This is a genomic window from Vibrio algicola, assembly GCF_009601765.2.
Classification (GTDB): domain Bacteria; phylum Pseudomonadota; class Gammaproteobacteria; order Enterobacterales; family Vibrionaceae; genus Vibrio; species Vibrio algicola.
In genome coordinates, this window is record NZ_CP045700.1 from 17,502 (window position 1) to 42,433 (window position 24,932).

A 24,932-nucleotide genomic window follows, 5' to 3' on the forward strand; every position below is an offset into this window, starting at 1 on the left:
GGAAATCGTCATTATATGCATGAGCTTACGCGAAGAGAAAAGGAATCTCGCTTGCAATTCTAACTGTAAACTGTCAATGCTATCGCCAGAAACTCGTCAGCCTGAATAGTGCGGCGCGAACGTAGTTCAGGATCTCCCACAGCCTTCGGTGACCAACCTTTTTTCATCAGCCAAAAGGCGGCAAGTAAGCGAAGCCCCATGAGCTTAGTTCACTAAGTGATTTGGGGTGAGTGAACGTAGCCAACAAAGCGGTAGCTTCAAGTAAGAAGGGGATAGATAACGGCTACAACCGCACATTCTTCAAGAAGCCTCACCAATCATCCATGATTGGTGTATCAAATAGAGTATTTCCACCAAGCAAAATTTAGGCAAGTTGGAGAAGCATTTTTAAACATCGAAAAAGCAATATAACAAATATGAATAGGTGTCGTGCAGCCGACACTTTATCTGGGTGTTGAACCAGCCTGAAGCTGCTTATTATTGTCAATTGGTCGAAGTTAGATGTCGTTTTTTATATAGGTTGCTTGTGTTCATCGGTATGATATTGAAAATTGTAATTTAAAGACGGTGTTGTATGTCCAACTACTTAAAAACCCAGCAAGCAGTGTATCGCGAACATGATTTTTCTAAACAGGATCTGCAAGATTTACAGTTTGAAGGCTGTAAGTTTTATTGTTGTGATTTCTCACGTTCAGACCTTAGCGAAACCAAGTTTATTGATTGTGTTTTTATTGAAAGTGGCAATGTTTTAGGCTGCGATTTTAGTCATTCAAAGCTAAAAGAGGTCAGTTTTCAACGCTGTAATTTGAGTATGGCAATTTTTGATGGTGCGGATGCGTTTGGGATTGAAATGCGTCATTGCCACTTAAAAGGCGCGAGTTTTTTACGCACTAATTTTGCCAACTATATTACCCATAACAGCTATTTTTGCTCAGCTTATATCACCAATTGCGATCTTTCTTATGCCAATTTAGAGCGTCAAAAATTAGAAAAATGCGATTTATTTGAAAACCGATGGGGCGGGGCTAACTTATCAGGAACCTCATTTAAAGGGGCTGATTTATCGCGTGGTGAATTTAGCCCAGAGCAGTGGCAGCAAGCCGAGTGGCTGGAAGCAAATTTATCTCATGTGGATTTAGAAGGCTTGGATATTCGTCGTATTAGCTTAACAGGGGCAATTATCTGCCAATGGCAACAAGAACAACTGTTAAGTAATTTAGGCTTAGTGGTGGTGTCTGATAACGTCTAGTCGTTATTCTTAGCCTTTATCTGTTCTGCTTCTTACTTTGATACAAGGCTTCGTCAGCGCGCTTATAAGTATCATCGAACAGATCATTATCTTCTCTTTGGCTGATCCCCGTCGATACCGAGACATAAATATCATCTGGGTTGATCGGCGTTGAGCGTCGGTGCTGGTTTTGTTGGTGCGGTTCTTCATGGAATAGATAAAATTGTAGCGATAACTGGTATAAAATTGATCGGTGCTTAATAACATCGGAAAACTGCTACTCCAAATGCGATCTAGCGTTGGTAGAATATAGTTATGTTGTTGTAGATCGCGCGGCGGCTTACCGAGTCCAATCAGAGTACCGTTTAATAAAATGTCTTTATAGCGATTATTATTGAAACCATATTCATCGCTGTCGGAATAGTAACGAATTGGAATAACCGATTGTGGGAATGGGGTATTTGGCGTCTCTAAAACGAGCTCAAAGAGGTTTTTATTTTCGACGACTCGTTTACCTAAAACATCAACAGAACGTTGAAAATTTTGTATTAATCTACCAACGTCGGATTTAGCATCATTCCAAGTATTATAAGTACTTATTAGCAATAAAACGATCAAGGCTATGCAGTTTAAGAGCGTCGGAGATAGGTGCATCGGGTGTTTCGTTCATGTCATGCTATCTCCGTATCAATTTGCTTCGTTTTGAGTATCTTTGCTCTTATCGCTAAGATATCTTGCTCTGATTGTTATTGTGTCATAGAGAAATAAAGAATTTACACTGTAAAGCCGACATTTTGGATAAATTAAGAGTTGATAAGATTGAGAACAATCAACCACGGTTAAGATTTATGATAGGCTTAAGCGAGTCTATTTGATAGGAAAAAAACATGGCTTCAGATTTTTATGGCAGTAGTGCGACCTATGCACGTCAAGAGAGTGGTTACCGCGAGAAAGCATTAAAATTGTATCCGTGGGTATGTGGCAACTGTGCACGCGAGTTCGTGTATTCAAATTTGCGTGAATTGACAGTTCATCATAAAGATCATGACCATACTAATAACCCAGAAGATGGCAGTAACTGGGAGTTATTGTGTTTGTATTGCCACGATCATGAGCATTCTAAATATTTAGAACATGACTTATACGGTTCAGATTCAACCCCGACGGAAGATGAGCATCAATCGGCAACACATAACCCTTTTGCCGATCTAAAAAACTTAATGAAAAAATAATTGTTAATACCTATTCAATATTGATAGGGTAGAAAAATGTATTCTTCATGATTTAAGATCAAAAAAACCGAGCCTTGAGAGCTCGGTTTTGTTTTTATAACGATAGGGTTGTTGAATTAATCGACGAGCTTCATTTCTTGGATAATATCAGAAGCAATCTCTGGTTTGGTACTGGTTGGGGTTGAATGCAGTTCCGATTTTAATTGACCTTTACGGTTTTTAAGCCCAGTTTCCAGTTTCTTAACCGCTGCAGCAATCGCAGGATACATCACTTTGTCTTCCGCTTTAGCTGAAATGCGCACACCTTCATAGTTTGAGAACGTTTCTACGTGGTGCTCATTATGCTGCTTGGTGATGATGATATCGCAGCTAATTAAGTCGGGGAAATGTGAAGATATTTTATTGAATTTACTTTCAATGTCAGCACGTGATTCGTCGCCAATAGTGACATGATGCGTTTGGATATTTACTTTCATACACAATACCTTCTGTTGAAGAGCCTTAAATCATTTAAGGCGGGTTACCTAATTAATCTACTTCCAACCTATCAAACTTTATCTCGGTTGGCAAAGACCAATGTCTAATTCTTAAGTCTAGTTACAATTAGAAATTTTGCCTTGATGGTTAATTGTACAAAAGATGAAATCTGCTTTCTCAAGCATCATTTGATTGCTGAAATAACGCACAAAATTGGATGTTGATCTGCATTTATGTTGTAGTGTATTAGAGCGTTGTTTACCCACTGTAATTTATTGTGAGTAGGTAACATCAAGGATAAGCTTTTGAAAGGATGATCAATGTTTGTCACTAAATACTATATCGTAGCAAGTGTTTTCTTTTATCTTCTTGCATTGCTGTGCCCTAATTTTTGGCTGTCGCTGCCGTTAGCATGGATAGCTTTATCTTTGTCAGTCGTCAGCATTGCCTATTTGTGTAATTTTCCCCATCTGTTTCGCAAAAAGCCCAATGGCGTGATCCCCAATGGTATTCAATTAGTGTTAGCGCCATTTTTGATTGGAGTGCACTATTATAACTATTGGGCCCGCCATCACGATTCGGTTGCGCCGATCCAACGTATTGATCCGCAATTGTATTTAGCTCGTCGATTATTTTCTAAAGATTTGGAGGAGCTTAAAGCGCAAGGAATTAGCAGCATTTTAGATATGACGGCCGAGTTTCATGGCCTAGAAAGTCGCAAAGCTGAAAAAGATTTTCATTATTTTAATCTTCCAGTATTGGATCATAAAGTGCCTTCTAAACGTCAGTTATTAAAAGCATTAGACTGGATGGATGTGCAACTGGCCAGTTCTCGAAAAGTGGTGGTGCATTGTGCGTTAGGGCGCGGTCGGTCGGTCTTTGTTTTAGCGGCCTATTTACTGCGTCGCTATCCGCAATTAAGTATCGATGAAGTGATGAAAAAGATCAAAAACATCCGCAACACGGCCAATCTCAATAAGGAGCAAATGACAATGTTACAACAACTGCATAATGAGAACGCATTGGTTGCTGATAAAACGGTGTGGATGATCGTCAATCCTGTTTCTGGTGGCGGAAAGTGGGCAACTTATAAAGATGAAATTCTAGAGAAAATAACCGCCAAATATCATGTCGAAATACGCGAAACCACGCCAGATATTTCGGCAACACAATTGGCAAAACAAGCCATTCAAGCCAATGCTCAGATGATCATTGCAGGGGGCGGCGACGGTACTGTCACCGAAGTGGCGAGCCAAATTATTCATACTGATATTGTGCTGGGAATTTTGCCGCTGGGTACTGCGAATGCGTTATGTCACGTTCTATATGGGATTGAAAATAAAATCATTCCGGTTGAAACCGCGTGTGGCGCAATTTTAGACGGTGAGATCACCCAAATTGATAGCGCCAGTTGTAATGAGGATCTGATCTTGTTGGTGGCCGGCGTTGGCTTTGAGCAACAAATGATTGAATTTGCCGAACGAGAAGAAAAAAATAACGATGGTCAAATGGCCTATCTAAAAGGTTTATGGGGCGCTATTTCAAATAACAATACTCTTACGCTTGATTTGACACTGGATGGTGAAAGTCAAAAAAACGTAGAAGTGAGCAGTTTAGTGATCGCCAATGCTGCGCCATTTACTACTTTACTGGCTCAAGGTGGCGGAGAACCTGATCTGCAAGATGGTATTTTGGATATTACCTACCTGCCAAGCAATGAGAGTGTGACAGGGCGTTTACTGTCTTTATCAGAATTGGCACTATCAAATTTTTTGCCCACAGCAGAGCCTATGGGGTTTGTGCATAAACAAGCCAAACAAGTGATGGTATCAAGCGATGAAGTTTTTAAGTATGTGATTGATGGTGAGTTGTATGAAAGTAATAAGCTCACGATTAATGTTCAGCCACGTTCGCTTAATGTGATGGTACCAACTTGGTTTAATGAGCAGTGACCTTGAAGATTTTAGGATTATTACAAAAATAAATACCGGCTCTATCATTTCAAAGACAGGGATTTCGATAGTAATTAGAACGGCATCGCTTTATCATTCCTGCCTTTGTCATTTCCCCTTTTGATGAGACATTTTTACCATGCCTAAACACTCGCCGGCGCTTGGCGCTTCTTGGATGCTGATCGCGGGTTTATCTTTCGCTATTGTGAACAGCATTGCTCAATACATCAGTATTACGTTTTCACTGCCATCTACTACGGTTGCGTTACTGCAATACGCGATTGCGCTGGTGGCGATCCTGCCGTATTTAAAAACCTTGGGTATTCGTAAGTCGTTATACACCAAACATTTTTGGTGGCATGCAGTGCGTGTGTTTTTATCGGTGATTGGTATTCAACTGTGGTTTTGGGCGTTGGCATATCCCGTGCCGATTTGGCAAGGGATCGCACTATTAATGACGTCGCCGTTATTTGCTACGGTTGGCTCGGGATTGATCTTAAAAGAGAAAGTCGGTTGGGCACGTTGGCTGGCAACTTTAGCCGGATTTGTTGGTGCGATGATCATTCTAGAGCCTTGGTCAGACTCCTTTACTTGGGCGACTTTACTGCCAGTTGGTGCGGCATTTTTCTGGGCCTGTTATTCATTAATGGTAAAGAAAATGTCGGTCAACGATTCACCTTCAACCATGGTGGTGTATCTATTGGTGCTATTAACCCCATTTAATCTCTTTTTAGCGCTGCCGGAGTGGTCAACCCCAATTGGATGGAATGTATGGCTGTTACTTATTGGCGCAGGAGCAATGACCGCGTTGGCGCAATGGGCGATTGTAAAAGCTTATGCCGTCGCGGATGCGTCATTTGTGCAGCCGTTTGATTTAGCCAAATTACCGTTTAATGTCTTTTTAGGTTGGTTGGTGTTTGGCTGGGTTCCAACGGGTAATTTATGGGTTGGCGCGGCCATTATGATGATGTCGATTGTGTTTATTACCCAATGGGAGCGGCGTAAGTTGGTTTGATTTCCCCTCTTTCTCTTTCTTCATCACGCAAGCGAGATAAGTTAATCGCTTGCGTTATCATTTCGATGTAATAGTGGGTTTTGTTGCATTAATTATGTGATCTAAATCTTTTATTCCTGTCTATGGTTAATTATTATACAAGCTTGAATTAATAGAGGTTGGTGTTCTGAATAGAATATCGATCGGCACGAGGCTTGTTTATGTCGACACTTTTCGCAATTTCATTAACCACAGGTCTGCTTTCTGGAGTATGGGGCTGGGTAGCGGTTTCTCTCGGTTTGCTTTCTTGGGCGGGCTTTTTGGGTTGTACCAGTTATTTTGCTTCTCCTACCCAAGGGGTTAAAGGGCTTGCTATTAGTTTACTGACTAACTTAACTGGTATTGGTTGGGCGTTATTGATTATTTATGGTTCACAATGGTTTGGCAGTGAAATTATTGGCTATATGCTAACGGGCATCGTGTCATTCTTTATGTGTATTCAAGCGCAAAAATCTTGGCTGAGCTTTATCCCAGGTACTTTCATTGGCGCATGTGCCACTTTTGCCGCTAACGGTAATTGGCAACTGGTTATTCCATCGCTACTTATTGGTGGTGTATTCGGCTATTTGATGAAAGCCAGCGGAGTATGGTTACAAGCAAGAAGCGAAGCCAAATTAGTTGCAGCCCAGCAAAGCCATTGATTTGAACACACAGTACAGATAAAAACGATGGGGCAAATTTGACGTTTGAATGACATCCCATTCGGTAAACTTCTAGATACTGAAACCAATATTAGTGTGACCAATCAATGGAGTTGAAATGCAGTTTACTGAAGATGACAGAGAAGTTTTATATCAAGTATGGATGACACATAAAGCCAAGCGTCACTTAACCCAAATGGATATGGCAAAACGTTTGGGGATCAGCGTGGTGGAGTTTTCCGACTTACTGCGCAAACGAGAGCCTTTAACATTAAGCTTTATCGCCAAATTTTGTCAGATCTTAGATTTGCAACCTCACAATATTGTCCCTTCTTTAAAACACCAATCGGGTCATGCACCACAGTTGGTATATTTGCAAAATCGTGTGATCATAGACGGCGATATTCAACGCGTTCAGGTAGAAGGTAATCAAGTGATTATAGATTACTGTAGCCCCGTGAAAGCGGTCGGTTAACCCTAGATATTACCACCATTATTTTTTGAGATTAATGTTATGTTAAAACGATTTTCAACCAGTTTACTTGCTGTGAGTAGCAGTCTTATTTTATGCATGGTTCCATTGTCGGCCAGCGCCAATACGACTCAAGTCGGCACATTTACTCTGGATAATGGTGCGCAAGTGGTGCTAAAGGATGACTTTACTTGGGAATATGTTTTAACTAAAAAAGAGCCAGTGTCGTCAAAAAATAAGACTCAAACCAGCGTGATTGCCGCTCCAGTCGCTGGGGCTGCAAGTGCTAAGGTGGCGACAACATCCTCAAGCATGACCAAGGAAAGCTTAACCACTCAAGCGATGGCTAATCCATCTTTACTCGGTCAAACGGCAAAAAATGGCATTGCGGTTTCATTAGCCAAGACCCAGTGGGATGGCAATAAGCTAGGATTAACGTTCAACTTGGCCAGTACAAGCAGCGATAGCATGGTCACGGTATTAATTAATGCTGATTTTTATAATGACCAAGGCGTTAAACTGCAACAACAAGAATTGCAGGTATGGCAAGCCATCAAGCGCATGCCAGAGACTTATCTTCGTAAAGGCGAAACACGTCAATCAAAAGTGGTTTGGGTAGAAGGCATTGATAAAAGCCAATGGAAAAAACAACTGATGACGCTAAAAATCACAGAATTAGATACTTGGTGATATCAAGGGTTTAACGAGAACCGATTAAATTGAAATGATATGAAAATCCCGCTTTAAGAGCGGGATTGTTGTTTTCAATCAATGAACATATATTTAACAACTATCCATTGGTGAAATTAATATTTGAGAGAGGTATTATTGAATAGATTATTAATTGTTAGTTTTCTGTATTATCTAAGCTGATGAATATAATGATAATCAACGTTTGTGGTTAAGTTTTAGATGTAAATGGTCTTAAATCGAAACTCTAACGAATATGAAGCCATAACTTGGAAGTCGTGGTTAAATGGAATGGATGATTAGGGTGGTATTGACGTGTTACCTATCGATAATTGGACGCTACTTGTTGTTATTGTTTTAATTTCTATTTGTTCTGCTATGACGTTAGCAGCTTTTTGGCGAACCCAAACAGAACCGAATGGGATTGGTTTTTGGGCGGCAGGTATGGCTTTTATCGGGCTTTCAGGTGTGGTGTTATTAACCCGAACTCAGGCCTCTGATATGTTACCGCTATTTATTGCCAATGCCGGTTATATTATAGGGTTTCAGCTGATATTTATTGGCGTTAAAATATTTTCTAATCGCTCCAGCTCCCTCGCATTTGATTTTGCATTTCTACCGCTAGTGGCCGGGTGCTACTTTGTCCTTTATTATATTGCCAATTTTCAAAATGCTCGCGTCGTGGTGTTTTCTGGTGCAGCTGTGCTAATTTCTCTGGCGATTGTTTATGTCTTATTAAACGGTGCAAATAAAAAGCAACGATCGACAAGAAAAATTGTTACGGTGCTTTTTGCCTTATTTGGTTTCTTTCACTTTATGCGCGCCTTTATGGCTGTATTATTTCCATATCAACCATCATTGATTGAACACAACCTTGCTACTACTTCTTTATATCTAGGTACTATTTTTATCATTATTGGCTTTACCATTATCATTATTGTACAAAGCTATTCAATCTTACTGGCCAAATTACGAATGATCTCACTGGCAGTCGATCAATCTGCATCTTCAATTGTGATCACTGATGATAAGTGGAATATTGAGTATGTGAATCCGTCAGCATTAAATAAAACTGGTTATCGTTTAGATGAAGTGCTCGGCCAGCGGGCTGATATTTTTGATGCCGATACCATGTCGCTGGAAGATCAGAAAAAAATGTCCGATATTCTAGGAGCGGGAAAAATATGGCGTGGCGAATTACTGACTCAAAATAAACAAGCCGATAAGGCATTTTGGGAATTGGCATCAATCTCACCGGTTAAACGAACAAACAATCAGATCCGTCATTTTGTTGCGGTAAAAGAAGACATCACCGAGCTAAAACACGCCAAACAAAAAATTCAACATTTAGCCCAACACGACACCTTAACTGGCCTGCCGACTCGACAACTGATCATGACCAGGCTTGAAAAGGCAATCATCGCAGCTAAGCAAAGCAACGGCCAATTAGCGGTGCTATTTATGGACTTAGATGGTTTTAAGTCGGTTAACGATACCTTTGGACATGGCACTGGTGATGCGCTATTAAAGTCGGTGGCAACAAGGTTACGCTCATGTGTGCGTGATATTGATACGGTTGCTCGTATTGGTGGTGATGAGTTTCTGATGCTCTTTAACGGTGTTGCCGATCAGGCATCAGTGGCAATGATTGCAGAGCGCATGTTACACGCGATTGCAGAACCATTTAAAATTGATAATCAGCTGATAAATATTAGCTCAAGTATTGGTATTTCTATGTATCCTGATGACTCTCAAGACCCACTTGAATTGATTAAACTGGCTGATCTTGTGATGTATGAAGTGAAGCGAGAAGGCAAAAATAACGTAGCGTTTGTCAGTCGGACCAATACTGAACAAGCCGCAAGCAATGCAAACGAATATATGATTTAAACTGAAATTCAAAAATTATAAATAGAGTAATCTACGGTTTTATCGTAGAAGTATCAGCAGAAAACCTAAAGGAATAATGCGTGACTTACCCAGATCCAAATAATAAAGAGCCAGTGAAGGGTTTCCCTCAAGTTGGTTTTCTGAAAAATTTTATTACCTCAGCCAATATTTTAGTGGGGGATTATACTTATTATGATGATCCTGAAGGGGTGGAACGGTTTGAATCGAATGTGCTCTACCATTTCCCATTCATCGGCGATAAATTAATTATTGGTAAGTTCTGTGCCATTGCGAAAGGTGTCCAATTCATCATGAATGGTGCCAATCATAAAATGTCGGGTTTCTCCTCATACCCATTTTATATCTTTGGTGAAGATTGGGCTAAAAGCTTACCCGCAGCAGGGACGCTACCGTATAAAGGCGATACCACCATTGGCAATGATGTATGGCTAGGTTATGAGTCGACCATTATGCCGGGTGTTAGTATTGGCAATGGCGCGATTGTGGCCAGTAAATCCGTGGTGACATCTGATGTACCTGCTTACAGCATTGTAGGCGGTAATCCTGCTCAAGTGATTAAATATCGCTTCGATGAAACAACAATTGAAACATTACTGGCGATTGCATGGTGGGATTGGGACAGCAAAACCATTACCGAAAATCTTGAATTGATCACCAATAATGATTTAGATGCTTTAGCTAAAGTCTGTGGTTGATGATACATACGACTAAGATCATCTCAGCAAAAATATGAATTTCAAATCAAAAAAAACGAGCACCCAATTGAGTGCTCGTTTTAGTCTGCGTTCTTTACGCTACTCTACTTTCTTTGCACTACTCTGCATAGCTATCAATGCTCGGACATGAGCAGATCAAATTACGGTCGCCGTAGACGTTATCTACGCGGTTTACGGTCGGCCAGTATTTCGAGCCTTGAGTGTGCGCGGTTGGGAAGCAAGCGATCTCGCGGCTGTATGGGTGATCCCATTCGGTGGCGATCAAATCGACTTGAGTGTGCGGCGCATTGACTAACGGGTTGTTGTCTAGCGGCCATTCACCTTGCTGCACTTTATCCATCTCTTTGCGAATCGCGATCATCGCATCACAAAAACGGTCTAGCTCGGTTTTATCTTCCGATTCGGTCGGCTCAACCATCAAAGTACCCGCCACTGGGAATGACATCGTTGGCGCATGGAAACCGTAGTCCATTAAACGCTTAGCAATGTCTTCTTCACTAATGCCGGTGGCTTCTTTAAGAGGACGAATATCAATAATACATTCGTGCGCCACACGGCCATGATGACCGCGGTATAACACCGGATAATGAGGACGTAGACGTTCCATAATGTAGTTGGCATTCAAAATCGCAACTTTAGTGGCTTCGGTTAAGCCTTTACCGCCCATCATGGCAATGTAGGCCCACGAGATAGGTAGAATGGATGCGCTGCCAAGATCGGCGGCAGAAACCGCGTATTCTTTACCGACCACGCCATTTTCAATATGACCAGGTAGGAAAGGTGCAAGGTGCGATTTAACCCCAATCGGACCCATACCCGGGCCGCCGCCGCCATGTGGAATACAGAAGGTTTTGTGTAAGTTCAAGTGCGATACATCGCCACCAATCACGCCTGGATTTGTTAGGCCGACTTGAGCGTTCATATTCGCGCCATCTAAATACACTTGACCGCCTGCGGCATGCACCATGTCACACACTTTCTGCACTTGTTCTTCATACACACCATGCGTCGATGGGTAAGTGATCATAATGCTGGCTAGGTTGCTGCGGTGCTTATCAATTTTAGCGGCTAAGTCTTGAATATCGACGTTACCGTATTCATCACACATGACCACCACGACTTTCATCGACACCATTGACGCCGTTGCAGGGTTCGTACCATGGGCCGAACTTGGGATCAAACATACATTACGATGCCCTTCACCGCGGCTTTGATGGTAACGCTGGATTGCAATTAAACCGGCGTATTCGCCCGAAGCACCTGAGTTTGGTTGCAGTGAAAATTCATCATATCCGGTGATTTCGCACAGTTGTTGCTTTAATGAAGCGGCTAAAGCGGTGTAACCAGCGGCTTGATCGAGCGGTGCGAATGGGTGAATACTGCCAAATTCAGGCCAAGTGATTGGGATCATTTCGGCGGCGGCATTGAGCTTCATGGTACAGCTGCCCAGTGGGATCATGCCATGCGTTAATGAGAAGTCTTTGTTTTCAAGCTTTTTCAAGTAACGCATCATTTGTGTTTCACTATGATAGGTGTTGAACACCGGATGAGTTAGGTAGCTTGAAGTACGGCGACAGTTTTCTGGAATGGCCGCAAATTCGTTAGCGGCAATATCCGACGCAAAGGTATCAACTTTCCATTCAATGCCAAAAACAGCAAATAGTGCTTCGATGTCATCCGCAGTGGTGGTTTCATCTAAGCTAATGCCAAGTTGAGTCGGCTTTTTACGCAAGTTAATACCGGCATGTTGCGCCGCATGATACAAGCGCTCGGTGTGTTCTTGGCTGTTGATGGTAATGGTATCAAAGAAGCTGCTATTGGCGAGCTCATAACCTGAATGTTTTAAGCCAGCCGCTAAAATCGCGGTAAGGTGATGAGTGCGACGAGCAATCGTGCGTAAACCTTCCGCGCCATGATAGACCGCATAAAACGATGCCATGTTCGCCAGTAAAGCTTGAGCAGTACAGATGTTTGAGGTCGCTTTTTCGCGGCGAATATGTTGCTCACGCGTTTGCATTGCCATGCGCAGCGCTTGGTTGCCTTTGCTATCAATCGATACGCCAATGACTCGACCTGGCATGGTACGTTTGTGTTTCTCACGCGTTGCCATAAATGCAGCGTGTGGACCGCCGTATCCCATTGGGACGCCAAAACGTTGCGCGCTGCCAATCACCACATCTGCGCCCATTTCACCGGCCGGTTTTAATAGCGTTGAAGCCAGTAGATCGGTTGCTACCGTCACAAGGGTTTTATTGGCTTGAGCGGCGCTGATTATGTCGGTTAAATCACGAACCTCACCGGTGGTGCTTGGGTATTGCAGCAATGCGCCAAATACGTCTTGCTCGGCCAGAGTGTCGATATTGCCAACCATGACTTCAAAGCCAATAAATTCTGCGCGAGTTTTTACCACTTCAATCGTTTGTGGGTGCACATCATCGGCAACAAAGAATACGCTGCTTTTGCTTTTTCCTGCGCGCTTGCACAGTGTCATCGCTTCACCAGCCGCCGTTGCTTCATCTAATAATGAGGCGTTGGCAATGTCCATGCCTGTTAGGTCCATCACCATTTGTTGGTAATTCAGCAGTGACTCTAAACGGCCTTGTGAGATTTCTGGTTGATAAGGCGTGTAGGCAGTGTACCAACCTGGATTTTCAAGCACATTTCGTAGGATCACATTAGGCGTGAAGGTGTTGTAATAACCTTGACCAATAAAGGTGCGCTTAATGGTATTGAGATTGGCGAATTGTTTCATTTGTCCCAGCATGTCGTTTTCAGACATTGGGGCTTTAAGTTCCATCGCACTTTCGAGGCGAATGTGTGCAGGAACGGTTTGAGTGATCAGATCATCTAGGCTATTCGCTTTGGTTTCACTTAGCTCATTGATGATATCCAACATGCGTTGTTGGTCGGTGCTATTCGGGCCATTATGGCGACCGATAAATTCTTCGTTATTGCTAAGAGAGTTTAATAAATTAGTCATGGTTATCCCTAAACTTAGATCTTTTTACGTCAAACTACCTAAAGGAAAAGCCAGTGAAAGAGTTCACTGACTTTATATGATTGAATTTGCGAATATAAATGAAAAATCCAACCATATAAGATGATTGGATTTTAGTTTTACTCGTCTTCTTCGATTGCTGCTAGGTAGCTTTCGGCATCTTTTAAGTTTTCTAATTCAGACGCATCTTCAATCTTCACTTTCGCAATCCAGCCGCCATCGTAAGATTCGCTGTTAATTAGCTCTGGGCTATCTTCTAAGTCTTCGTTAATTTCAACGATTTCGCCGGTCACAGGAGAGTAGATATCTGACGCCGCTTTAACTGACTCAACCAGTGAAAAACCTTCGCCCGCATCGACGGTGTCGCCCACTTCAGGCAGATCGACAAAAACCACATCGCCAAGCATTTCTTGTGCATGCTCAGAAATACCGATAGTAACCGTACCGTCGCCGTTATCGCGAACCCATTCGTGGCTTTCTGTAAACTTAAGAGTCATATCCATTTTCTTGCTCCAGAGTATGTCTGTTGGATCAGTGATTTATACGCAATCGTTTGCTTTGGAATCGTATTTATCGCGGCAAACCATCACAAGTTTCATTGAGTAAAAGTTTTTTGTTTGATATTTAGCTTCATAATAAAGCGTGATATATCTCCATAACATACTTTTCATAGGTCAAATATTCAACCAAAAGTTTCCTATAAGAAACAAGATTTCTAATTTTGCTACAAGCCGCACTTTTTTGAACTTTGTTGCTATGGTTGAACACGGCGTACTCTGTATTATCGATTAACTCAGATTTTGGCAATCGATTGCGCCATGTGGTGGAGTTAAAAGGTTATTTAGCCGCATCCGCGCAATTAAGATAAGGGATATCCGTGAGCTTAGGATCAACAAAAATGAAATTTCAGTCTGATGATAGCGATCAAACGCTCACGCCACTGGATTTAGGGCAAAGACTGAAAGATATCCGTTTGCAAATGGGGCTCACGCTTGAAGAAGCCAGCAAGCGAACGGGGTTGGCGCGCTCTACATTATCAAAAATGGAAAATAGCCAGATCTCACCAACCTTTCAAGCATTGCAAAAATTAGCAACTGGGCTGGATATGCCTATTCCGCAGATCTTTGAACCGCCAAAGCAAACCAGTGCGGTAGGGCGACGCGATATTACTTTAAAGGGGCAAGGCAAGCCGCATCCAACATCTACTTATGAGCATGAACTGTTGGCCAGTCAATTATCAAATAAAAAAATGGTGCCCTTTAAAAGCCGTATTCGATCGCGCCATTTTGATGATTATCAAGAGTGGATCCGCCATGACGGGGAAGAGTTTTTGTTGGTACTGGAAGGCGAAGTCCGTTTTTATTGTGAATTTTATGAACCGGTTGATTTAAAAGAAGGCGATAGTGTGTATTACGATGCCAGTATGGGGCATACGCTGATCTCAACCGGAGAAAATGACGGTTTAATATTGTGGGTGACGGCGAAATAATACCGATATCGACAACAATATTTGACATTTATATCGAAAGAACAAGCCGCAAGCCCGAATGGGAGTGCGTAACCAAAACACTGGATAATCCGTTGGAGGATACATGACAGAGCAGCACGCGACACAAACCCCACTGAAAACACCTTTATACGATGTGCATGTAGAAGCGGGTGCAAAAATGGTTCCTTTTGCTGGTTACGACATGCCAGTGCAATATCCATTAGGTGTGAAAAAAGAGCATTTGCATACGCGTGATGCCGCGGGGCTTTTTGATGTGTCTCACATGGGGCAATTACGCTTAAAAGGCGCGAATGCTGCGGCGGGTTTAGAGTCGCTTGTACCGGTTGATATTATCGATCTTCCTGCTGGGAAACAGCGCTATGCGTTCTTTACCAATGAGCAAGGCGGCATCATGGATGATTTGATGGTGGCGAACTTAGGCGATCATCTGTTCGTGGTGGTTAACGCGGCCTGTAAAGCGCAAGATATTGCTCACCTACAAGCGAACCTGCCAAGTGATGTTGAAATCGAAGTGATTGAAGACCGCGCATTATTAGCACTGCAAGGCCCGAAAGCGGCGCAAGTGTTGGCTCGCATCGAACCGTCTGTCAGCGAAATGTTGTTTATGGATGTGAAAGTGATTCAATTAAATGGCATTGAGTGCATTGTTAGCCGTTCGGGCTATACCGGTGAAGATGGCTATGAGATCTCTGTGCCAAGTGAGCAAGCGGTCGAATTTGCCAATACCTTAACGGCATTTGAAGAAGTAGAGTGGATTGGTTTAGGCGCGCGTGATTCACTGCGTTTAGAGTGCGGCTTGTGTTTATACGGACACGATCTGGATACCACCACCACGCCAGTAGAAGCGAGCTTGTTGTGGGGTATTAGTAAGCCGCGCCGAGCTGATGGTGAACGTGCTGGTGGCTTCCCAGGCGCTGATATCATTTTGCAACAGATTGCCACTAAAGATGTAGTGCGTAAACGTGTTGGCTTAGTGGGACAAACCAAAGCGCCGGTGCGTGAAGGGACAAAATTATTTGATGCTGCTGATAATGAAATTGGTATTGTTACCAGCGGAACAGCAGGGCCTACGGCTGGTAAACCAGTATCAATGGCGTATGTAAGTACTAACTTATCAGTCATTGGTACTGAAATCTTTGCTGATGTGCGTGGTAAGAAACTGCCAATGCTGGTTGAGAAAATGCCGTTTGTGCCACAGCGTTACTATCGTGGTTAATAGATAGGCGTGGTTAAAAAATAGCGTGGTTAAAAAATAGCGTGGTTAATAGATCGATGTGGTTAAAAAAATAGCGCGGTTAATATCTGGTGCAATGAATAGATAAGCGTGTTAAAAACTGCGATTAATCTGGATGTTTAATTAAAGACAAACGGCAGGGATGAGTACTCATTCCTGCCGTTTTTGTTTGTTAGATATGTCGATATTTTTCAGTTTATAGAATATTGATGGCTGATCACACAGCCTTCGGCGACCAACCTTTTTTCAACAGCCAAAAAAGGTGGCAAAAAGGCCGCTGCTAGAAATTTTGTCACCTTGGCTGCAACACTCTATTTTTTATATCGGCTTCAAGCGCACGTCCATGTTCGCAAGAAGCCTCACCAATCATCTATGATTGGTGTATCAAATAGAGTCTTTCCGCCAAGCAAAATTTAGGCAGGTTTAGATCACTTCCGCCTCAAATCAGTTAATTTTTTATTGCAACGCTTTGCTATTGAGCGATAACATGTAAGGCTATTTTCTTGGTAAAGATTTGATTATGTCAGATGAAGAACTCGCACTAAAATGGATGCGCCAACAAGCTCGTAAAATTGATCCTTATGTGGTCAACCCGTCTTTTGACGAGTGCGTTGAACTGATTGAGCCTGCTTTCCAAAAAGGGCAAAGTTTAGCGCAACTTAAATATCTTTTAGGCGAAGCCGACCGTAGAGCGGGCGCGGCAGAGCGTAAACATGCAGCCTTAAAGTTTGCCAAAGAAAAGAACCCCAATGCCGGTCAAGTTTTGCGTCTGCAGAGTAAACTGCAGCGAGTTCAATTGGCGTTAAAGCTCGCCACCAGCGATAACAACATGACTATCTCACAGTTTTGTTCTGAATATGATGTCTCTAAGCGAGATGGCAACACCGCGTGGAATAAGACTTTAGTGGAGATCAGTAAGAGAAAGTAAATGTTTTAGGATATATGCATCAACCCGCCCCAGCCCTTCCTTGACGGTGAACTTCGACGCTTAATGTTAATACATTGGTTAAGGGAGGGAGCTTGTTTAGTTGTTGTGGTGATTCCAGCGATCGCAAAATAGTGCTTCCACTTTACACAGTCAATAACCCAATAAAACCTCATCTTCACACTGGTTTTATTGGGTTTTTTATTGTCGGTTATGCGTTGATAACGATCAACATACTCACTGCGCCGCTTCGCTCACTAAATACAAAATAGATTGATAAGGAATACCGCTGTGGTGCGATAGGCCGATTTCACAGGTTAGGCTGTTACTAAAACCGCGAGTGCAGTGGGTGGGGACTTGGGCTTTTAATGGGTGCAGTGCCGCTTGATTTAACTCTGGGGTATTAAAGCCTTTATCGCCAGCCCAGCCGCAACATTGAATATGCTCCGGTACGATCACGTTTTTCGCGCATTGTGTTGCGAGGGCGAGCATCTTGCTTTCAAGCCCCATCATGCGACTGCTGCAAGTGACGTGCAGCATAACCGTTTCGTCGATCGGTTTAAGCGTTAAGTGTTCAGCGGCGTGCTCGATAATAAAATCAGAGGGTTCGTAAATACTCAGTCCTTTACTAAACAATTGTAAGCTTTGTTTCACACATGGGCTGGTATCCATCAATATCGGATAGGTGCCTTGTTGGCTGGCTTGCCATAAGGTTTCTTCGAGTTGGTGAGATTTTTTATCTCCAAGCGCATCCATTCCTTTGCTTTTGTATGGCATTCCACAGCATTGTTCGCTGAGATTTTTCGGCAAGATAATATCAAATCCTGCCTGAGTTAATAACGACATAGTGATCGCGGTTAATGAAGGCGCATTAGTGTTTGAGCCCATAGTGCGGCTCACACAAGATGGAAAATAAACCACCTTCTTGTGTTGAACATCGGCGATCTTGCTGCGATCGCTAGCGGCTTCATCTAATGTGTGCATTGGCAGTTTATGTGGGTTGGCTGGGGGAATTTCGGCTAACCACATTGGTGTGCGTTCATGGGTTAATTTACGCATTCCATTGACCATACTCGCCATGCCTTTGCGACTGATGAGCTTAGTCATAATGTTGTTAATGCTAAGACCCGTTTTGATGATTTTGGCGCTGGTGGCAAAGTTATCACTGGTCCAACGGGCAATAAGCGGAAAGTGTTCAGCTTGATCTTGTTTGGTTGGATACTTCTCAGCGCGCAGTTTTTTAACTAAATCACCGGTGTTAATACCGACTGGGCAACGTTGCTCGCATAAGCCGGTGGCGGCGCAGGTTTCAATCCCTTGGTAGTTAAATAGCTCTGCAAGATGTTTGGCGGTTTGTTTGCCGTCGCGGCGTTGCTGTTGTAATTCTCGATATAACACAATGCGCTGACGTGGCGATAAACTTAACGTGCGAGATGGGCATACTGGTTCACAAAATCCACATTCAATACAGCGATCGACTAAATCATCCGCTTTGGGCATTGGTTTTAAATCACTTAAATGCGCTTGAGGATTGGGATTAATGATAACCCCAGGATTTAATAACCCTTGCGGATCAAACAATGCTTTGATTTGCTGCATTAAGCGATAGCCTTGTTTGCCCCATTCGAGTTCGACATATGGCGCCATATTTCGGCCAGTGCCATGTTCGGCTTTTAATGAACCTTGGTATTTTACTGCCACTAATTGAGTGACATCATCCATAAACTGGCCGTATCTCTCGACTTCACTTTGTGCTTCAAATCCTTGAGTAAACACAAAGTGTAAATTGCCGTCTAGCGCATGACCAAAAATGATCCCTTCAGAATAATCATACTTTTCAAATAACTGCTGAAGCTCTCGTACCCCGTTGGCTAAATGCTCAACCGGAAAAGCCACATCTTCGATGATCACCGTAGTACCCGCTTCTCGAACCGCCCCTACCGCAGGGAACAAGCCTTTACGAATATTCCACAATCCGGCAACGGTTTCTGCCTCGGTGGTGAAAGGCACGGATTCGATGATGTTGAAATCGTCCAGTCGGCTTAAAATTTGCTCACATTGGTCGGCTAATTGTTCGTGATCGGTCGCGTGTGATTCGATCAGCAAGGCAGTAGCTTCTAAATCTAAGTGTTTAATAAATGCAGGCATGCCAGGTTTATCGGCAACCGATCGCAGTGAACGGCCATCCATCATTTCTACCGCGGCAACAGGGGTATTCGTTAAAATGCTTACCGCTTGGCTGGCTTGTTCAATATCGGCAAAAACTAATAATGTCGAACCTTTATGTTGATGTTCAATAACCGTGTGGTAGGTGATCTCGGCAATAAAACCTAATGTGCCTTCTGAACCTATCATTAAATGTTGGATAATTTGGATAGGATCGGTGAAATCCACCAAGGCATTAATCGCATAACCTGTGGTGTTTTTTAACCGGTATTTATGCTGAATTAAATGTGCCAGTTCGTGGTTACTTTTGGTGTCTTGCGCCAGAGCCGCTATACGGCCAATAAAATCGGGGTGGGTGCGTTTAAAGGTTTCAATACTTTGCGGGTTGCTGGTGTCTAAAATTGAACCATCGGCAAACACAATCTTCATGCTGTCTAGGGTTTGATAGGAATTTTGCGCGGTGCCACAACACATGCCACTGGAGTTATTTGCTGCAATGCCCCCAATTTTACAGGCATTGATTGAAGCCGGATCGGGACCAATTTTACGCGAAAAAGGCGTGAGGTATTTGTTGGCATCTGCGCCAATCACCCCAGGTTGTAGTGAAATCTTGTCGCCATTATCGAGTATTTGATGTTTTCGCCAATCATCGGTAAGAGTAATTAAGACCGAATCGGATACCGCTTGCCCAGAAAGGCTGGTTCCCGCTGCGCGAAAGGTAAATGGTACTTTCAGTTCTCGGCAACAACGCATGGCATAAAGCAACTCGTCGATATCTTGAATACGTAACACAATCTTAGGCACTAAGCGGTAAAAGCTAGCATCGGTACCATAAGCCAAACATTTATCTTGCTGGCTAATAATGCGCTCGCGATTGATGCGCTGAGCTAAGTTGTGTTCGAGTTGAGAATAAATGTCCATATTGTTTAGTACCATGCGTTTATTATCATTGGGTTATATAGAAGATCACGCATCAGTATATACCTAAGTTGCTTTTACTCGCCATAATCAATATCGAAGATGATACGTGGGTTGATATTGTTATGATGTTGATGCCATCACTTTAGATTGAGCGCAGATCAGCATGTTTGGCCATTCAATGTTTAAGCTTAAAACTCGCTTGAGCATTGATTCAAGCTATAAAATGGAATAGGTTAATAGTATGGAAGAAATCTGTAACGAAATATAAGTTTGTTACGATATGAAAAATAACAATAAAAATAACCGTTATGGAGAACAGGATGTTCAACCTTCAAAGAAAATCGCTACGGACCTTAATTGGATCATTTGTTGTTTTATCCACTATTTATACCGCTAACATTTTTGCGCAAGATAAAGCGGTCACACCCAACACCGAAATTACCGTGGGCGCATTACGCTTTACCAGTCACGCTGCGACCTTTGTTGCCGTTGAGCGAGGTTATTTCAAACAACAAGGTCTCGACGTTAAATTAAAATTCTTTCAAGCGGCTCAACCAATGGCGGTGGCCGTAGCCTCGAAAGATGTTGATTATGCCGTGACAGCCATGTCGGGGGGATTGATTTCTTTAGCCGATAAAGGGGCGATTAAGATAATTGGTGGGTCTTTAACTGAAGATCCCAAGGTTAATGGGCAAAAAATAGTCGTATCGAATAAAGCCTTTGAATCGGGTGTCACCGATCCATCAAAGCTCGATGGTAAGGTCTGGGCAATTTCCCAAAAAGGATCTTCTTTTCATTATGTTGGTTCACAAATAGAGCAACAAGAAGGCGTTGATCTTAGATTTAAACCACTACAAAAAGTCGGCGCGATTATTGGCGCTTTAAAGTCTGGTCAAGTCGATGCATGGTCGATTGTTCCACATATTGCCAAACCATTAGCCGACAGCGGCGCGGTTCATATTATCGGTAATGTGTCTGATTACCTGCCAAATTATCAGGTAACCACCGTATTTACGTCGACTAAGAATGCCAGTGATGAAAGAGATCAAACTCAAGCATTTTTAACTGCGTTAGCCAAAGGTGCTGCGGATTATAATGCCGCAATGGTGGATCATACTGCTGGTCAGCAAGGCCAAGATGATATGGTGAAATTGATCCATAAATATATTTATACCGATCGTCCGTTAGAAAAAGCCGCACCAAGTATTATTAACGGTTCGATGCGTTTAAATGCGGACAACTTCCTCTATATGGCGTCTTTGCAAAATCAATTGGATTGGTTTCAGCAAGGAAAAATGGTGAAAGCGTCGATTAAATTAACCGATATCGTAGATACCAGTTACGTTAAAACGGTTGATGAAAAGCCTGATACCAAATAAATGCCAAGGGAAAAAAATGAATTTAAGCATTGAACAACTCGGCCATTCATACGGACAAATGGAAGTGCTGAGAGATATCACTTTAGATATTCCGGCGGGAAAAATTGTGTGTATTGTTGGCCCTTCTGGTTGTGGGAAATCGACATTATTACGCTTAATTGGCGGTTTAGAACAGGCGACTTCTGGGCAAATATTTCAAGTTGGCGAACCACCACAAGCTTGTTTGAACCCATTAACGTATGTTTTTCAACATTTTGCTTTATTGCCTTGGCGCACGGTAGAAGGGAATATTAGTGTGGTGTTAGAAGATCATAAATTATCTAAAGCACAAGTAAATGACATTATTACGGATGTATTGACGCGCACGAATTTAACCGATTTTCGTCAAGCATTACCTAAGCAATTGTCTGGTGGTATGAAACAACGTGTGGCGATTGCTCGTGCGTTAGCGGTAAAACCGGCGGTGATGTTAATGGATGAACCGTTATCGGCATTAGACAGCCAAACGCGTGAGCTATTAATGGATGATTTGGTTCACCTTTGGACTAAAGAGCCATTTACTGGCGTGTATGTGACGCATAACTTAAATGAAGCCGTCCGTCTTGGACATAAAATTGTGGTGTTATCACGTCGTCCCGGCTGTATTCATAAGGTCGTCGATATTGATATTCCGCTGAGTGAGCGTCTTGCAGGAAATGCCACTTTAACCGAAAAACAAGCGTATTTATGGGACTTGATGCGAGATGAAGCGATGGCGGCAGAAGGGGAGTTGATTGATGGATAATGCAACTCGAAAAGCGGTTCCCTTTCGTGGTGGTGGTTTTGACCCACAGCCTAAAGTTTGGATTGGTGTTTGCACTTTTATCGTATTGATTTTGTTGTGGGAGTTAGGTTCTCGAACGGGGTTTCTTTCACCGCTCACCATGCCAATGCCGTCAAATGTATGGGCAACCTTTGTCGATTTATACCAAAGCGGTTTATTGTGGCAGCAGTTACTACCTTCGTTAACTCGTTTAGCGGTTGGTGCTAGTATCGGCGTGGTTGTTGGGATCGGTTTAGGCTTAATCATCGGACTGTTTTCATTGGCTCGGGCGGGCTTAGTGCCTTTGATTTCCGCTATTTTTCCAATTCCTAAAATTGCATTGTTGCCATTATTTGTGATCTGGTTTGGAATTGATGAAGCTTCTAAATATGCATTGATCGCGTTTGGCACTTTTACGCCAACGGTGGTCGCAACCTATGGCGCTGTCGATAATGTCGATCGTTCACTTATTCGCATGGGGCAGAGTTTTTCGATGTCGTGGTTGTCGATTGTGCGAAAAATTGTATTACCAGGTGCAATGCCAGGTATTTTATCTGGTTTACGTGTCAGCTTAGCGATTGCCATTATTCTACTGGTCGCGGCGGAAATGCTCGGGGCGGAATATGGTATTGGCGCGTATATTTTAGAAGCTGGTTCATTATATGATCTCGACCGACTGTTTACTGGCGTGGCAATATTGTCATTACTCGGGGTTATCATTAGTTTTGTTATTGGGCAAATTGAGAAGCGAGTGTTGCGCTGGCGATGAGTTTCCGCTTCTTAATCCATGCGCTTCTAATTCAACATTGCGATATTTGTCCATAAATGAAACTTGTCCATAAACGCCATAGCGTATCCATAAAGATGCAGTTATGGCGTTGTCTATCATTTATCTGCAGGGTGATTGACACCATCACTTGTGACAATATCCCCTAAATCAAACGGATTAACGCCCTCAAGGCACCCAATATTAAAACCGTATTCATTCGGATTAGAACGACGTTGATGATGGGTGTAGATACCGCAATTTGAACAAAAATAATGTTTGGCGATCTCTGTATTAAATTGATAAAGCTTTAATACTTCCTCACCTTTAATAATACGAATACCAGATAAATCGACGGAACCCACAATTGCGCCTTTTCTTCTGCAAATTGAACAATCACATCGGCGTGGATTCTCGATACCATTAGGTAGAGTTAGCTCAAGCACCACGGATCCGCAGTGACAAGTGGCCTTATGCTTGAGTTGAATTACGGTATTACCGACTTGTTTTATCATACTGAAACCTCCTTGTTTCATAATGGGGGAATATAGCCTGAATGGCTGATTACCTTTAACTTTTTTGAGTTAAATTTATCTTATCGAAGTTATGAGAATTAATTTGCTAATTGAGCCGAACGAATACGATGGCAACCAGGCTTAGATTCTACGGCTGAATCTAACAGAGCTTGTGCAATATTACTGGCAGGGCTAATGCGCCATCGCTTAGGTAATAATGGCTGAGTTAATGTTAAAGCGATTGCTAATATTCGTTCGCCAAATCGAAAATCATCCCGTTTGCCACCGATTAAACCAGGTTGAACAAAGGTTAAAGAGTCAAAGCCGATGGTTTGTAAATTTTGTTCTACTTCACCTTTTATTTGGTTATAAAAGACTTTTGAAGTCGGGTTGGCACCGAGGGCAGAGTTAAGAATATAGCTGGATGCTCCATGTTGGTGAGCAAGCCGCGCGACCATTAATGGGTAATCATGATCGACACGTTTAAACGCGGCTTTCGATCCTGCAGACTTAATTGTGGTACCTAACGTACAGATCACGGCATCAACATTCCAACATGATTGTTCGGCGGAGAGTTGCTCGAAATCGATCATGGTGGAAGTCAATTTAGGGTGAGAGGTTAACGCTCTACGAGTTGGAGCGATAATGGCGGTCACTCTTGGGTCGGCTAATGCGAGATCCAAAACGTGTCGCCCAACTAATCCAGTAGCGCCAATGATCAATAATTTCATTTATTCCCTCTAATTAACTCACCGAATTTTATGTCGAAACAAATTTAATCGCTTCAGAATGCCCAATAATAAACTATTTAGCAAAGAGTTGATTCATGTCCTTAAACGCTTTGAATTCCAAGGCGTTACCACAAGGGTCGAAGAAGAACATTGTCGCTTGCTCCCCAACTTGACCTTGAAAACGTATGTAAGGATCAATCACAAATTCAATATTAAAATGCTTTAATCGTTCGGCGAGTGCTTCCCACTGTTGCCATTGCAATACAATACCAAAGTGAGGTACAGGAACATGATGACCATCGACTGCATTAGTATAAGCATGTTCTTGAGTAGTGGTTTTTGGGTGTTTATGGATGACCAGTTGATGGCCATAAAAGTTAAAATCAACCCAATCTTTGCTAGAACGACCTTCTTCAAGTCCAAAAATATCATGATAAAAATCACGGGCTAAATCGATATCATAAACAGGGATTGCAAGATGAAAAGGGGATAAGGTCATAAATGTCTCCTATGGACGAAATCAAACAGTCATGTATGGAATGGGTTACCCAATTACCTTAGTTGACAACATTATTATTGGCTAATAACTTGCTTGAAATTTAACCGTTTAAG

Annotated in this window: 23 protein-coding genes; 15 read left to right on the plus strand and 8 right to left on the minus strand. The window is 42.6% G+C overall.

Annotated features, from left to right (window positions below):
• Positions 1-574 precede the first annotated feature (574 nt).
• Entirely contained in the window at positions 575-1,249 is a 675-nt protein-coding gene (locus GFB47_RS11580; RefSeq protein ID WP_153448241.1) for a Qnr family pentapeptide repeat protein, read from the plus strand.
• Between the two features lie 9 nt (positions 1,250-1,258).
• On the opposite strand, the gene GFB47_RS16830 is transcribed toward GFB47_RS11580, so the two are convergent.
• Positions 1,259-1,834 carry a hypothetical protein gene (locus GFB47_RS16830; RefSeq protein ID WP_233282250.1) on the minus strand — a complete coding sequence of 192 codons (576 nt, stop codon included), beginning with the start codon at positions 1,832-1,834 and terminating at the stop codon, positions 1,259-1,261.
• Positions 1,835-2,115: 281 nt separating this feature from the next.
• Between GFB47_RS16830 and GFB47_RS11590 the strand changes: the two genes are divergently transcribed.
• Entirely contained in the window at positions 2,116-2,460 is a 345-nt protein-coding gene (locus GFB47_RS11590) for a YajD family HNH nuclease (RefSeq protein ID WP_153448242.1), read from the plus strand.
• Positions 2,461-2,576: 116 nt separating this feature from the next.
• Here GFB47_RS11590 and hpf read toward each other — a convergent pair whose 3' ends face one another.
• The gene (gene hpf, locus GFB47_RS11595) at positions 2,577-2,936 is read right to left on the minus strand and encodes a ribosome hibernation-promoting factor, HPF/YfiA family (protein WP_153448243.1); all 360 of its coding nucleotides are present in this window, start codon (positions 2,934-2,936) and stop codon (positions 2,577-2,579) included.
• A 321-nt stretch (positions 2,937-3,257) separates the two neighbouring features.
• Between hpf and GFB47_RS11600 the strand changes: the two genes are divergently transcribed.
• From GFB47_RS11600 to GFB47_RS11630, 7 genes are all read left to right on the plus strand, one after another.
• A complete protein-coding gene (locus GFB47_RS11600; RefSeq protein ID WP_153448244.1) occupies positions 3,258-4,889 on the plus strand; it encodes a diacylglycerol kinase family protein in 1,632 nt (543 codons plus the stop codon).
• Positions 4,890-5,028: 139 nt separating this feature from the next.
• Positions 5,029-5,904 (plus strand): DMT family transporter, encoded by an 876-nt coding sequence (locus GFB47_RS11605; protein ID WP_153448245.1) that lies wholly within the window; start codon positions 5,029-5,031, stop codon positions 5,902-5,904.
• Positions 5,905-6,104: 200 nt separating this feature from the next.
• Entirely contained in the window at positions 6,105-6,584 is a 480-nt protein-coding gene (locus GFB47_RS11610) for a DUF1097 domain-containing protein (protein ID WP_153448246.1), read from the plus strand.
• A 118-nt stretch (positions 6,585-6,702) separates the two neighbouring features.
• Positions 6,703-7,059 carry a helix-turn-helix domain-containing protein gene (locus GFB47_RS11615; RefSeq protein ID WP_153448247.1) on the plus strand — a complete coding sequence of 119 codons (357 nt, stop codon included), beginning with the start codon at positions 6,703-6,705 and terminating at the stop codon, positions 7,057-7,059.
• Positions 7,060-7,098: 39 nt separating this feature from the next.
• A complete protein-coding gene (locus GFB47_RS11620) occupies positions 7,099-7,746 on the plus strand; it encodes a DUF3157 family protein (RefSeq protein ID WP_153448248.1) in 648 nt (215 codons plus the stop codon).
• Positions 7,747-8,061: 315 nt separating this feature from the next.
• Positions 8,062-9,636: a sensor domain-containing diguanylate cyclase gene (locus tag GFB47_RS11625; protein ID WP_153448249.1), complete on the plus strand. Its 1,575-nt coding sequence runs from the start codon at positions 8,062-8,064 to the stop codon at positions 9,634-9,636.
• A gap of 80 nt (positions 9,637-9,716) precedes the next feature.
• Positions 9,717-10,352: a Vat family streptogramin A O-acetyltransferase gene (locus tag GFB47_RS11630; protein ID WP_153448250.1), complete on the plus strand. Its 636-nt coding sequence runs from the start codon at positions 9,717-9,719 to the stop codon at positions 10,350-10,352.
• Positions 10,353-10,470: 118 nt separating this feature from the next.
• Here the strand turns inward: GFB47_RS11630 and gcvP are convergent, their stop codons facing one another.
• Entirely contained in the window at positions 10,471-13,353 is a 2,883-nt protein-coding gene (gene gcvP / locus GFB47_RS11635) for an aminomethyl-transferring glycine dehydrogenase (protein WP_153448251.1), read from the minus strand.
• Positions 13,354-13,490: 137 nt separating this feature from the next.
• Positions 13,491-13,874, minus strand: coding sequence for a glycine cleavage system protein GcvH (gene gcvH, locus GFB47_RS11640; protein ID WP_153448252.1), 384 nt, complete (start codon positions 13,872-13,874; stop codon positions 13,491-13,493).
• Positions 13,875-14,269: 395 nt separating this feature from the next.
• Here gcvH and GFB47_RS11645 point away from each other — a divergent pair, with 395 nt between their 5' ends.
• From GFB47_RS11645 to GFB47_RS11655, 3 genes are all read left to right on the plus strand, one after another.
• The gene (locus GFB47_RS11645; protein ID WP_153448253.1) at positions 14,270-14,860 is read left to right on the plus strand and encodes a helix-turn-helix domain-containing protein; all 591 of its coding nucleotides are present in this window, start codon (positions 14,270-14,272) and stop codon (positions 14,858-14,860) included.
• A 103-nt stretch (positions 14,861-14,963) separates the two neighbouring features.
• Positions 14,964-16,097, plus strand: coding sequence for a glycine cleavage system aminomethyltransferase GcvT (gene gcvT, locus GFB47_RS11650; RefSeq protein WP_153448254.1), 1,134 nt, complete (start codon positions 14,964-14,966; stop codon positions 16,095-16,097).
• A 538-nt stretch (positions 16,098-16,635) separates the two neighbouring features.
• Entirely contained in the window at positions 16,636-17,043 is a 408-nt protein-coding gene (locus GFB47_RS11655) for a hypothetical protein (protein ID WP_153448255.1), read from the plus strand.
• Between the two features lie 234 nt (positions 17,044-17,277).
• Here GFB47_RS11655 and GFB47_RS11660 read toward each other — a convergent pair whose 3' ends face one another.
• Complete coding sequence (locus GFB47_RS11660) at positions 17,278-20,127, minus strand: FAD-binding and (Fe-S)-binding domain-containing protein (protein ID WP_153448256.1); 2,850 nt, start codon at positions 20,125-20,127, stop codon at positions 17,278-17,280.
• 320 nt (positions 20,128-20,447) lie between these two features.
• Between GFB47_RS11660 and GFB47_RS11665 the strand changes: the two genes are divergently transcribed.
• Genes GFB47_RS11665 through GFB47_RS11675 form a run of 3 tightly spaced genes read left to right on the plus strand, consistent with a single transcriptional unit; the run spans position 20,448 to position 23,077 of the window.
• Positions 20,448-21,506 carry an ABC transporter substrate-binding protein gene (locus tag GFB47_RS11665; protein ID WP_153448257.1) on the plus strand — a complete coding sequence of 353 codons (1,059 nt, stop codon included), beginning with the start codon at positions 20,448-20,450 and terminating at the stop codon, positions 21,504-21,506.
• 16 nt (positions 21,507-21,522) lie between these two features.
• The gene (locus tag GFB47_RS11670) at positions 21,523-22,290 is read left to right on the plus strand and encodes an ABC transporter ATP-binding protein (RefSeq protein ID WP_153448258.1); all 768 of its coding nucleotides are present in this window, start codon (positions 21,523-21,525) and stop codon (positions 22,288-22,290) included.
• Positions 22,283-23,077, plus strand: coding sequence for an ABC transporter permease (locus GFB47_RS11675; protein WP_153448259.1), 795 nt, complete (start codon positions 22,283-22,285; stop codon positions 23,075-23,077). Before GFB47_RS11670 ends, GFB47_RS11675 begins: the two co-directional genes overlap by 8 nt.
• 116 nt (positions 23,078-23,193) lie before the next feature.
• Here the strand turns inward: GFB47_RS11675 and GFB47_RS11680 are convergent, their stop codons facing one another.
• The 3 genes from GFB47_RS11680 to GFB47_RS11690 all read right to left on the minus strand — a co-directional run bounded on the left by GFB47_RS11680 (position 23,194) and on the right by GFB47_RS11690 (position 24,819).
• The gene (locus GFB47_RS11680; RefSeq protein WP_153448260.1) at positions 23,194-23,589 is read right to left on the minus strand and encodes a GFA family protein; all 396 of its coding nucleotides are present in this window, start codon (positions 23,587-23,589) and stop codon (positions 23,194-23,196) included.
• A gap of 98 nt (positions 23,590-23,687) precedes the next feature.
• Positions 23,688-24,320, minus strand: coding sequence for an NAD(P)H-binding protein (locus GFB47_RS11685; RefSeq protein ID WP_153448261.1), 633 nt, complete (start codon positions 24,318-24,320; stop codon positions 23,688-23,690).
• Positions 24,321-24,393: 73 nt separating this feature from the next.
• Entirely contained in the window at positions 24,394-24,819 is a 426-nt protein-coding gene (locus GFB47_RS11690) for a VOC family protein (RefSeq protein ID WP_153448262.1), read from the minus strand.
• Between the last annotated feature and the right edge of the window lie 113 nt (positions 24,820-24,932).